Origin of the sequence: Amycolatopsis silviterrae (assembly GCF_042684085.1) — a bacterium.
GTDB lineage: Bacteria > Actinomycetota > Actinomycetes > Mycobacteriales > Pseudonocardiaceae > Amycolatopsis > Amycolatopsis silviterrae.
In genome coordinates, this window is record NZ_JBHUKS010000027.1 from 482,973 (window position 1) to 494,346 (window position 11,374).

At 68.8% G+C, this 11,374-nt stretch carries 11 protein-coding genes; 7 read left to right on the forward strand and 4 right to left on the reverse strand.

The window, feature by feature from the left end:
- Positions 1-11 precede the first annotated feature (11 nt).
- The 3 genes from ACFSVL_RS35945 to ACFSVL_RS35955 all read right to left on the reverse strand — a co-directional run bounded on the left by ACFSVL_RS35945 (position 12) and on the right by ACFSVL_RS35955 (position 2,546).
- Positions 12-872: an SCO6745 family protein gene (locus tag ACFSVL_RS35945; RefSeq protein WP_378310838.1), complete on the reverse strand. Its 861-nt coding sequence runs from the start codon at positions 870-872 to the stop codon at positions 12-14.
- 182 nt (positions 873-1,054) lie between these two features.
- Positions 1,055-2,071 (reverse strand): S1 family peptidase, encoded by a 1,017-nt coding sequence (locus ACFSVL_RS35950; RefSeq protein ID WP_378310840.1) that lies wholly within the window; start codon positions 2,069-2,071, stop codon positions 1,055-1,057.
- Between the two features lie 175 nt (positions 2,072-2,246).
- Positions 2,247-2,546 (reverse strand): GNAT family N-acetyltransferase, encoded by a 300-nt coding sequence (locus ACFSVL_RS35955; protein WP_378310842.1) that lies wholly within the window; start codon positions 2,544-2,546, stop codon positions 2,247-2,249.
- A 211-nt stretch (positions 2,547-2,757) separates the two neighbouring features.
- Between ACFSVL_RS35955 and ACFSVL_RS35960 the strand changes: the two genes are divergently transcribed.
- The 7 genes from ACFSVL_RS35960 to ACFSVL_RS35990 all read left to right on the forward strand — a co-directional run bounded on the left by ACFSVL_RS35960 (position 2,758) and on the right by ACFSVL_RS35990 (position 10,309).
- The gene (locus ACFSVL_RS35960) at positions 2,758-5,049 is read left to right on the forward strand and encodes a terpene synthase family protein (protein WP_378310844.1); all 2,292 of its coding nucleotides are present in this window, start codon (positions 2,758-2,760) and stop codon (positions 5,047-5,049) included.
- A 538-nt stretch (positions 5,050-5,587) separates the two neighbouring features.
- Complete coding sequence (locus ACFSVL_RS35965; protein ID WP_378310845.1) at positions 5,588-6,379, forward strand: MBL fold metallo-hydrolase; 792 nt, start codon at positions 5,588-5,590, stop codon at positions 6,377-6,379.
- Positions 6,376-6,963 (forward strand): DedA family protein, encoded by a 588-nt coding sequence (locus ACFSVL_RS35970; protein ID WP_378310847.1) that lies wholly within the window; start codon positions 6,376-6,378, stop codon positions 6,961-6,963. Before ACFSVL_RS35965 ends, ACFSVL_RS35970 begins: the two co-directional genes overlap by 4 nt.
- Positions 6,960-9,080 (forward strand): phage holin family protein, encoded by a 2,121-nt coding sequence (locus ACFSVL_RS35975; RefSeq protein ID WP_378310849.1) that lies wholly within the window; start codon positions 6,960-6,962, stop codon positions 9,078-9,080. The genes ACFSVL_RS35970 and ACFSVL_RS35975 overlap by 4 nt, the downstream gene beginning before the upstream one ends.
- Entirely contained in the window at positions 9,077-9,316 is a 240-nt protein-coding gene (locus ACFSVL_RS35980) for a glutaredoxin family protein (RefSeq protein WP_378310851.1), read from the forward strand. The genes ACFSVL_RS35975 and ACFSVL_RS35980 overlap by 4 nt, the downstream gene beginning before the upstream one ends.
- Positions 9,313-9,543, forward strand: coding sequence for a putative acetyltransferase (locus ACFSVL_RS35985; RefSeq protein WP_182892554.1), 231 nt, complete (start codon positions 9,313-9,315; stop codon positions 9,541-9,543). The genes ACFSVL_RS35980 and ACFSVL_RS35985 overlap by 4 nt, the downstream gene beginning before the upstream one ends.
- Positions 9,544-9,553: 10 nt before the next feature.
- A complete protein-coding gene (locus ACFSVL_RS35990; RefSeq protein ID WP_378310853.1) occupies positions 9,554-10,309 on the forward strand; it encodes a methyltransferase domain-containing protein in 756 nt (251 codons plus the stop codon).
- Positions 10,310-10,341: 32 nt separating this feature from the next.
- Here ACFSVL_RS35990 and ACFSVL_RS35995 read toward each other — a convergent pair whose 3' ends face one another.
- A complete protein-coding gene (locus tag ACFSVL_RS35995) occupies positions 10,342-11,127 on the reverse strand; it encodes a TetR/AcrR family transcriptional regulator (protein ID WP_378310854.1) in 786 nt (261 codons plus the stop codon).
- Positions 11,128-11,374 lie beyond the last annotated feature (247 nt).

Here is an 11,374-nt window from a genome sequence, read left to right on the forward strand (position 1 = left end):
ACACGCTGCGTTCAGGGGCGTTCCGCGCCCATCGGGTTGGGGATGGGGAGGCCGCCGTTGTCGATGATCTTTCGGCTGAGCGGGACAGCTAGGTCGAGCACTCGGTCCACTCCGGCTGGGCCGAGGGCTTCGAAGGGGTCGGCGGCTAGGCGGTCGGTGGTTTCTTCGATGGTGCGGCGGACTTCGGTGCCGGCTGGGGTTAGTCCGTCGTTGCCGAGGAGGCCTCGGTCGGTGAGACGTTTTGTCGCGGCGGACCATTCTTCGTCGGTCCAGCCTCGGGCGCGCTGGACTTGTTCGCGGGTGGTGGCACCGGTGGCAATGTGGGTGAGGGTGGTTTCCAGGCCGGTCAGTCCGGAGGCGACCGCGGCTAGGACGTGGCCGTCGCCACGGTGTTCCCGCAGGACTGCGGTGGCCAGCCATAGCCGGGCCAACGGACGGTCCGGACTCTTCACGGCGGACCACGCCGCGGCGAGCGGGCGGCCGTCGAATCGGCATCCGGCGGCTGCTTGTTCCAGCAGAGTGGCCAGTTCCTCCACGTCCTCCACGGCGGCGGGGTCGAGCGGCCCGAGCAACCGCGCCAACGCCGCTTCGGTCGCTTCCACGCGGGTGCGCAGGACGTCTTCCGGCGAGGCGAAGGTCCAGGCGTCGGGCAGTGCCCGGGCGACCATCCGCGGCGCGAACCCGAAGAACATCGACGTGACGGGTTCGGGGCCGATCGGGCCGAGCGGGGCCGCCCGGCCGGCGAAGTAGCCCATCCACCAGCCGCGCAGACCCACCTCCTTCGCCGCGGCGGCGGCCTCGGGGGCGAAGTAGACCACCGCGTGCAGGGGTTCGAACGCCGTCCACAGACTCCGTGCCGGATTCGGCTTCATGAACCTGACCCTAGCCGACAGGTACGACAAAACTGCCCCAGCGGCTGCGCGGCCGAGTGCGCCGTGAAGGGAACCCTGAGGGACTCAGAGTCCGTGAAGGTTCCCCTCACGGACGTTGCCCCAGACCAAAAAAGGCCCGCCGCCCCGGGATGGGACGGCGGGCCGGTGAAGCGGGTGGAACCTCAGGCGAGTTCGAGGCCGTAGGCCTGCAGTTCCAGGGTCAGCGGGTAGAAGTAGCTGGTCTGGGTGTCGCCGCCGGAGAGGGTGCCGAGGCCCTTCTCGCCGTCGTACGCGGGACCGCCGGAGTCGCCGTGGTCGGTGTGGGCGGTGGTGCCGAATTCGTGGTTCAGCACGCCGACGTCGAAGTTCACCGACTCGTCGACCGAGGTGACCTCGCCGCTGCCGCCGCCGGTCGTCTGGCCCATCTTCTCGATCTGCTCGCCGACGGTCGGGGCCGCGGCGCTGGTGATCTTCTGGCCGTTGTTGATCGCGCCCTCGCCGGTGCCGTTCGGGCGGGTCAGCAGGCCGGAGTCGGCTCCGGGGCAGTCGCTTTCCACGACCTCGGCTCCGGAGACGTCGCCGCCGGACCAGGTGCCGCCCTCGTTCGTGCAGTGGCCCGCGGTCAGCATGAACGGCTGGCCGCCCTTGGTCACGTTGAAGCCGAGCGAGCAGGTGAACTGGCCGTTGTTGATCGAGTCGCCGTCCGCGATGTAGGTGGACAGCTTGCCCGAGCGGTGCTCGACGCGCGCCGCGTCGCCCAGCTTCGCCGCGGCCGCGGCCACCTTGTCCTTCGTGGCCTGCGAGGCCGAGTCGTAGATCTTCACGACGACCTGGTTGGTCTTGGTGTCGATGCCCCACGAGGTCTGCGGGACGTTCTTCACCGAGTCCATCTGGTTCTTCGCGCCGGTGAGGGCGGTGAAGCTGTGCTTGACGAGCTTGGTCGCGAAGCCCGCGGCCTCGGCCTTCTCCTGCGCCGCGGCGTCGGTGACGTTCAGCACCGCCTTGCCGCGTTCGAGGTAGATGCCGCCGTTTCCGGCGCCGAGCGTGTCGGCGACCTGCGTCGCCTGGGTGATCGCCTGTGCCTGCATCTGGGCGAACGCCATCGGGCTTGCCGAGGCGGCGTTCACGCACATGCCCGCGGTCAAGGCCGCGGCCGACAGTGCGGTGAATCCCGCGACGAGCGTCTTCCGGGAAGTCATGGATCTTCCTCCAGGTGGGCTGAAACCGACCGGTGGGACGCCCCACACTTTTGTTGCCCGGCAACCAACGCGAAACCGACGAAGGTTGGTTAATAACCAAAAAATACCGACCAATCGGACACCGCTGGGCCGTTCGGGTCACCTGGAATACCCCGAACGGCACCGCTGACCTGCGTCAGTGCTGTCCGGGCCACCGGACGTGCTCGGCGTAGCCCTCGTTCTTGCGCAGGTATCCGGCGATGAACGGGCACACCGGAACAATCACGCCGCCACGCGCCACGACGTCGTCCAGAGCGGCCTTCGCCAGCACCTTGCCAAGGCCGCGGCCACCGAACTCGTCGCCGATCTCCGTGTGGGTGAAGACGGTTTCGGTGCCCTTCGGGGTGAATTCGGCGAAGCCAGCGAGTTTCCCGTCCGCGTACACCTCGTAACGGTTCTCGCTGTCGTTTCGGGACACCCGGGGTTCTTCGCTCATCTTCGGCTCCTCGTGGTCACGGTCGTCGTCTCGATCTTCACCATCGAGCGACGCGGCAGTACTCAGCGCCCATCAAAACAGCCCCGCTCCTGGGCCGCATGAGCGATGCGGCGCGATCATGGGAGTGGCGTGCCGCCGCGGGCCTTCCGTGGCGCCGGTCCGGTCTGTTTGCCTCGGGGAGTCGGCACCCACGGAAGACGAGGGAGCACGCGTGCAGCCGTTCGTCCTGCCCGAGTTCTACCTGTCGTATCCCGCCCGGCTGAACCCGCACCTGGACGGTGCGCGGAAGCACAGCAAGGCGTGGGCGTACTCGATGGACATGATCGACGTGCCCCAGCACGGCACCGTCATCTGGGACGAGCACGACCTCGACTCCCACGACTACGCGCTGCTGTGCTCCTACACCCACCCCGACGCCGCCCCGCGCGAACTCGATCTCGTCACCGACTGGTACGTCTGGGTCTTCTACTTCGACGACCATTTCCTCGAGTTGTTCAAACGCACCGGCGACATCGAGCACGCCCGCTCCTACCTCGACCGGATCGGGCTTTTCATGCCCGCCGAAGGCGAAATCACCGAAACCCCGGAAAACCCGGTCGAACGCGGCTTGACCGACCTGTGGAACCGCACTGTCCCCCATCGTTCGCCAGGCTGGCGACGGCGCTTCCGCGAAAGCACGCGCAACCTCCTCGACGAATCCCTGTGGGAACTGGCCAACATCAACGAAAGCCGGATCGCGAACCCGATCGAATACGTCGCGATGCGCCGCAAAGTCGGCGGTGCCCCCTGGTCAGCGAACCTGATCGAACACTCCCTGGACGCCGAAGTCCCGGACGAAATCGCCGCGAAACGCCCGATGGAAGTCCTGCGCGACTGTTTCGCCGACGCCGTCCACCTGCGCAACGATTTGTTCTCCTACCAACGCGAAGTCGAAGACGAGGGCGAGCTTTCCAACAGCGTTCTGGTCTTTGAGAAATTCCTGGGCTGCACCACCCAAGAAGCCGCCGACGCGGTCAACGACCTGCTCACCTCACGGCTGCACCAGTTCGAGCACACCGCCGTCACCGAGGTCCCCGCCCTCTTCGAGGAAAACGGCGTGGAACCCGTCGGACGAGCCGAAACCTTCGCATACGTCAAAGGCCTGCAAGACTGGCAATCCGGCGGACACGAATGGCATCTGCGCTCAAGCCGCTACATGAACGAAGGCGCCCTAGACTCGCGCGGCGGCCCAGAATTGCTCGGCGGGCCAACCGGCCTGGGCACCTCCGCCGCCCGGATCTTCCGCTCCGTCGCGACCACCGCCCCGCAACGCGCAAGGTCCTTCTCGCACCAGCCCTTCGAACAACTCGGCCCCGTCACCCTGCCCGCCCTGCCCTTGCCGTTCCCCCTGCGACTCAACCCGCACCTGGCCGCGGAGCACGAAAAACTCACCGATTGGCCGCAACTGACCGGCATCCTGTCCGAACCAATCTGGGACGAACGCCGGCTCCGCGCGACAGACATTCCGCTGGCCGCCGCCGGCATCTGCCCCGACGCGACCCCGGAGCAACTGTCCCTCACCAGCGACTGGCTCACCTGGGGCACCTACGCCGACGACTACTACCCCGAGGTCTTCGCCCACGACCTGCCCGCCGCCAAACTGACCACCGAACGCCTCAAACTCTTCATGCCAACGGACGGCTCACCCCCGCCACCCCCGCTGACCGCGCTGGAAACCGGCCTAGCCGACCTGTGGCAACGCACCACCGCTTCGATGACCCCCGCCGAGCGCAAAACGTTCCGCCGCACCGTCGAGGACATGACCGGAGCGTGGGTGTGGGAACTGGCCAACCAGGCCCAGAACCGCATCCCGGACCCGATCGACTACGTCGAAATGCGCCGTCAAGCCTTCGGCTCCGACATGGTGGCGAGCATCTGCCGCCTCGCGACCAGCCGCACCGTGCCGCCGGAAGTCCAGCGGAACCGGACGATCGAAGCGCTGGAGGATTCCGCCGCCGACTACTCCTGGCTGGTCAACGACCTGTTCTCGTACCGCAAGGAAATAGAATACGAAGGCGAACTCCACAACGCGGTGCTGGTCGTCCGCTCCTTCCTGGACGTAGACCAAGACCGCGCACTACGCATCGTCGCCGACCTAGCCGAAGCGAGACTGGCTGAATTCCGCCACGCGGCAGACGTCGGCTTACCCGGCCTTTTCGCCGACTACAACCTGGACGCCGAGGCTCAGGACGCACTCACCGAATACGCGAACGTCCTGAAAAACATGATGACCGGCATCGTGAACTGGCACCACGAATGCGCGCGATACACCGACGAAGAACTGGCCCGAGTCGGAGTCCGAGGCACCCGCCCCCAGCCCGAGCCCAGCTCCCCCGCCGAAAACCCCCTGCTGCACCCAGACTGCACCGGCACCCCACCACCCCCGCCCGAAGCCGCCCTCCTCCCCCGCCGCTACGGCCCCACCGGCCTAGGCACCGCTTCCCTGCACCTCCCCGCGCACTAACCGGTCCGTGAGGGCCACCTTCACAGCCCCAGATTCCCCCAGGGTTCCCCTCACGGCCCGCCGCCACCGCCGGAGTCCGTGAGGGGCCCCTTCACGGCCCCAGATTCCCTCAAGGAGTCCTTCACAGACCTTCGCCGCCCGCCGCCACTGTTGCGCCCCAATGTGGCGTTGGGTGCATGCGACGCACCCAATGTGGCGTTCGTTGCATCTGACGCACCCAATGCCACATTGGGGCGCAAGCCCCACCCCACCGAGAACCGCCACCGACGCACCCAACCCACCAAGGCACCCACACCACCCCCGCACCCCGATACGAAGCCCAAATGCGGTCTGAGGGTGCTTGTCAAGGCATCTTTCCCGCCTTGACAAGCACCCTCAGACCGTCATCACAATCGGGCTTCGGGGTGCCCCCACGAAGGACCGGGCGCAATGTCGCCGCCAGGCGACGAGCCACCCCGCACAGCAGCACATCGCCCGCAAGGGTGCGCCCCGCCACTCCACCGAGCATCCCCCGAAACATCCAGCAATACTCGAACCCGTGACCAGCCTGAACCTCCACTACCTAGGCCACGCGACGACCCGCGTGGAACTGGCCGGCCAGGTCGCCCTCACCGACCCAGTCCTCACCCGCTGGATCGGCCCCCTGACCCGAGTAGTCCCCAAGCCAGACGTAGCCGCCTGGTCAGCAGTGGACATCGTCCTCATCTCCCACCTCCACGGCGACCACCTCCACCTCCCCTCCCTCAACCTCCTAGGCAAAAACACCCGGATCGTCGTCCCCCAAGGCGCCGGCCGCTGGCTCACCAACCACGGCTTCACCGCCGTAGAAGAAATCGCCCCAGGCCAATCCATCACCACCGGCGACCTCACCATCACCGCCACCGAGGCGATCCACTCCGGCCACCGCTGGGGACCCCGCCTCACCCACGGCCCGCAAAGCCCCGCCCTGGGCCACCTCATCGAGGGAGACAGCGCCCGCGTCTACGCGGCAGGCGACACCGACCTCTTCCCCGGCATGGCCGACCTGGGCCCGGTCGACGTGGCCCTCCTCCCCGTCTGGGGCTGGGGCCCGAACCTCGGCCCCGGCCACCTCACCCCGGAACGAGCCGCCGAAGCCGCCGCCCTGCTGCAGGCCCGCGCCGCGGTCCCGATCCACTGGGGCACCCTCGCCGTCCCCGGCATCCACCGCACCGCGCGCATGCGCCGGCTCCTCGTGGAACCCCCGCGCACGTTCGCGCACCATGTCCGCTGCAAAGGCCTCGCCACCGAGGTCCTGCACACCCGACCCGGCTCCGACGTCCTGCTCCCCACCCGCGAGGAGCGCGGGTGAACTGGACCGACCCGTCGGCGATCGGCTACCCGGCGCTGTTCGGCGGAGTGCTGCTCGGCTCCGTCATCCCCATCGTCCCGACCGGCGCGCTCGTCGGCGCGGCCGCCGCAGTCGCGATGACCACCGACCATCTGTCGCTTCCGCTGGTCATCCTGCTGGCCGTAGCCGGTGCCTACCTGGGCGACGTGATCACCTTCGCCGTCCCGAGGTTCGGCAGCGAGCCGCTGCTGCGCTTCGTAGAGCGACGCCAGCAAGCCGAACGCCTCGCGAAAGGCCGCGAACAGTTCGCGCGGCGAGGCTGGCAGCTGGTGGTGATCGGCCGTCTCGTGCCCGCCGGGCGCATCCCCGTGCTGCTGGCCGCGGGCACCCTCGGCTACCCGTGGCGCAAGTTCCTGCCGTCCGGACTCCTGGCCTGCGTGCTGTGGGCGGTGGCGTACTCGCTGCTGGGCATCCTCAGCGGCGGCATCTTCGACTCGCCGCTCGTCGCGACGCTGCTCGCCACCGTCCTGGTGCTGCTCGTGACGGTGCTGACCACGCTGATCTCCAAGAAACGGGCGGCCCATCAGACGGGAGGACACCGATGACGGCACCTGCTCCGGCGAAGGGCCGGTTGCTGCGCGGCGGCCGGGTCGTCGCGCGGGTCCTGTTGGTCTGGGTGGCGGTCACCGGCGCGTTGCGGCTGCTCGACGCGTGGCTCGACGGGTTCACCATGCAGTCGTGGTGGCAGCCGACGGTGTGCGCGCTGATCCTCGGACTGCTCGTCTCCGTGGTGTGGCCGCTCGTGGTTCGGGTCGCGTGGCCGATCGCGTACTTCACGCTCGGCGTCGGCACGTACATCCTGCTCAGCGCCGCGGCGTTGGCGATCCTGCAGGCCGTTCCCGGCGTTGAGCTGCACGGCTTCTCGACGGCGGTCGTCATCACCGTCGCGATGTCCGCCGTCGGCGCGGTGATCTCCAGCGTGCTGGCGGTCGACGAGGACGAGATCTTCTTCCGCCGCGCCGCCCGCCGCCGACGGAAAGCGAAGCACCGCACCGATTTCGCCGATCAACCGCCTGGCGTGGTCTTCCTGCAGATCGACGGGCTCGGTTACGACACCGTCCGCCGCGCGGTGCGGGACGGCGACATGCCGACCTTCGCCGCGTGGCTGTCCGAGGGCACGCATTCGCTCACCCGCTGGCACACCGACTGGAGTTCGCAGACCGGCGCGAGCGTCTGCGGGATCCTGCACGGCTCCAACCACGACATCCTCGGTTTCCGCTGGTACGAAAAGGATCGCGACCACGTCATGGCGTGCGCGCATCCGTCCGACGCGGCCGAGATCGAGCGGCGGCACAGCGACGGGAAGGGCCTGCTGTCGATCGACGGCGCGAGCCACGGCAACCTCTTCTCCGGCGACGCCCCGCACGTCAGCCTCACCATGAGTTCGGTGCCGGTCCTCACGCCGCGCAAGCGTCGCCGGGACCGGGTCGGCGCTGGGTATCGCGCGTACTTCGCCAACCCCGTCAACGTGTTGCGGACCTTCGGCGTCGCGCTCGCCGACGTGGTCCGGGAGCTGTCCGCGGCGGCTAAGCAGCGGCGCGCCGGAGTGCTGCCGCGGATCCCGCGCGGCGGGCTCTACCCGCTCGCCCGGCCGGGCACGACGGTGATCGCCCGCGACGTCGTGGTGTCCGCGATCATCGGCGACATGCTCGCCGGACGGCCCGTGGTGTACGCCGATTTCCTCGGCTACGACGAGGTCGCGCACCACTCCGGCATCGAACGGTTCGACACGCTGGAGGTGCTGCGGTCGATCGACCAGCAGTTCGCCCGGCTGATCCGCGCCGGACGGCTTTCGCCGCGGAAGTACCACATCGTCGGGCTGTCGGATCACGGGCAGACGCAGGGCCAGGCGTTCGTCGACCGGTTCGGCGAGACCATGGAAGCGCTCGTCGGACGGCTCTGCGGCGGCGAACCCGTTGCCGAGCAAGGAAAACGGCGGCAGGCGGAAAGCTGGCAGGTCAACGCGGCACTCGCCGAGGCGACCGCGACCGGCGGCCTGATCGCCCGCAGGCTGCGGGCCCGGGTCGAAGGCGCGGAGGGCGCCGAGAACCGCCCGCGCACCGCGACCGGCTCGCCCGGGCAGGTCACGCGCGTGGCGCCCGGGGTGGTCGCCGTGGTGTCCGGGCATCTGGCGATGGTGTCGTTCACCGAACACGAGGGCCGGGTCGAACTGGAGACGATCGAACGCGAGTACCCGGACCTGCTGCCGACGCTGGTCGACCACGACGGCGTCGGGTTCCTGCTGGTCCGCAGCCGCGAATTCGGTCCGGTGGTGCTGGGCCGCGACGGGCTGAAGCGGCTGGCGACCGGCGTCGTGATCGGCGAAGACCCGCTGGCCGACTACGGTCCGTACGCCGCCGAGCTGGTCCAGCGCGTCGACAGTTTCCCGCATTGCGCGGACATCATGATCAACAGCCGGTACGACGCGGACTCCGACCAGTCCTCGCCGTTCGAACGGCACGTCGGCTCGCACGGCGCGCTCGGCGGACCGCAGCAGCGCGGCTTCCTGCTGCATCCGCGAGAATTCCCGGCACCCGGCGAACCCGTCGGCGCGGAGGCCGTGCACCGCGTGTTCCGCGACTGGCTCACCTTCCTCGGCCACCCGGAACCCGGTGCGGCCGAAGGCAAATCCGCTGTCGTCCCCTCGGAGGTAGTGTCATGAGCAACCCGATCGTTTACGGCGCGAGCTGGTGCCCGGACGTCAAACGCAGCCGCGCGCTCCTGGACGCGAAGGGCGTCGAGTACGACTACGTGGACGTCGAGGCCGACGCTGCCGCCGAAGCCCGCGTACGCGAACTGCAGGACGGCGCTCGCCGCATCCCGACCATCGTCTTCGCGGACGGCAGCCACCTCGTGGAACCGAGCGACGACGAACTGAACGCGCACCTGTCGCGGTGACTCCGCTGACGGAGCTCCCGCTGGGCACGCGGGTCGTCGTGCGGTACCGGATCGAGGGCGGGTTCACCGACGCCCTCGGTCCGCTTCGTGCCCGCGACGCCGACACCTGCACCGTCGAGACCAAACGCGGCCTGGTCGTCGTCCCGCTGGCCGCGGTGGTCGCCGCCAAACCGGTGCCACCGGCGCCGCAGCGGAAATCGAGTGGCCCGCCCGCGCCGAATTTGTGACGATCACCGGATGCGTACCTTCGACGAACTCGTGGACGAAGCCGCGTCGGTGTCGGTGGCCGGCTGGGATTTCTCCTGGCTGGACGGGCGGGCCAGCGAACAGCGGCCGTCCTGGGGGTATCAGCGGCTGCTCGGCGAACGGCTGCGGGACGTCCAGTCCGTTGTGGACATCCAGACCGGCGGCGGCGAGGTGCTGGCGGGCGTGCCGGTGCTGCCGCCGCTGACGGTCGCCACCGAATCGTGGCCGCCGAATCTCGACAAGGCCGCCGAACTGCTCGAACCGCGTGGCGCGACGGTTGTCGCGGACACTGACGAGCCGCCGCTTCCGTTCCGGGACAACACGTTCGAGATGGTCGTGAGCAGGCATCCGGTCACGGTCTGGTGGGACGAGATCGCGCGGGTTCTCCAGCCTGGCGGGAGCTATCTGTCGCAGCAGGTCGGGCCGTGGAGCGTGTTCGAGCTGGTCGAGTACTTCCTCGGGCGGCAGCCGCCGGAGGTCCGCAACGGGCGGCATCCGGACCACGCGAAGGCGGCGGCGGAGAAGGCCGGGCTTGAGGTGGTGGACCTGCGATTCGAGGAGCTGCGTACGGAGTTCCACGACGTCGGCGCGGTGATTTACTTCCTGCGCAAGGTGATCTGGATGGTGCCGGGGTTCACGGTGGAGGAGTACCTGCCGCGGTTGCGGGAGCTGCACGAGGAGATGCAGAAGGGGCCGTTCGTGGCGACTACTACGCGGTACCTCATTGAGGCGCGCAAGGGGTCGTGAGTGGCAATCCCGGTTCTAACCGGCATAAACACTCACGAGCCACTCACGACCGCCACCTCGATCCCGTCCGCCAGCACCGCCACCCCCGCCTCAAAACTCAGCCGCGCCTCATGCTCCAAATAGGACACCCCAGCGGCGGGCGGCGGTGCGCTCTCCTCGCCTAACCGCGCGACATTCGGGTACCGCTCGGCAAGGTCCGGGGCCAGCTCGCCGAGCGCCGACGTCCGCGCCCGCCACCAGTCCTCATCGGACAGTCCGGTTTCCTTCAGCGCCAGCTGTGATTCGGCGGCGATCTGCACCGCGCCGCGCACCACGTTGAGCAGCGCGCCCACCAGCCGTCGCACCTGACCGGCGGGCAATCCGGTCGCGAACAGCACCCGCAGCACCGTTTCCTGCATCCGGAACTCCCCCGGACCCAGCACCGGCCGCGCGTAGGACACCTGCAGCAGCCACGGATGCCGCAGATGGAAGTCCCACAGGTCGCCGGCCAGCGCAGCCAAAGCGGGACGCCAGCCGCCGGACAGGTCGTGGTCGTCGCGCAGATCGCCGAACACCTGGTCGCACATCAAGTCGATCAGCTCGGTTTTGCTCGGCACGTACGTGTACAACGCCATCGCCGTGCGCCCGAGTCGTTCCCCGACCGCGCGCATCGACAGCGCGGACATGCCTTCGGCGTCCGCGAGTTCGATCGCCGAGCGCACGATGAGATCCACGCTCAGCGCGGGTTTGGGCCCCGGCGCGCTGCGCGGTTCGGCGCCCGCGCGCCACAGCAGCTCCATCGAACGGCGGGCGTCGCCCTGCCCCGCGAACACGACCACCGGCGACCCCTTTCCCCTTACAGGATAAAGGACCAATGCCAGGGCCTTGAGGCGGCGTTATGGGTGCGGCTGAGGCGTGTCTGCCCAGGCCGAAGCGGCTGACGGACCGGGCTGGCTTGCTTCGGGCCTGCGCGGGCGGCGGGAGCTGGGTGTGTCGTCCGTGAGGGGAACCCTGAGAGAATGAACTGGCCCCCGGAAGTTGGACTGGCTAAGTGAAGGTTAGGCGGCGGGGGTCTGGGCTCGGTAT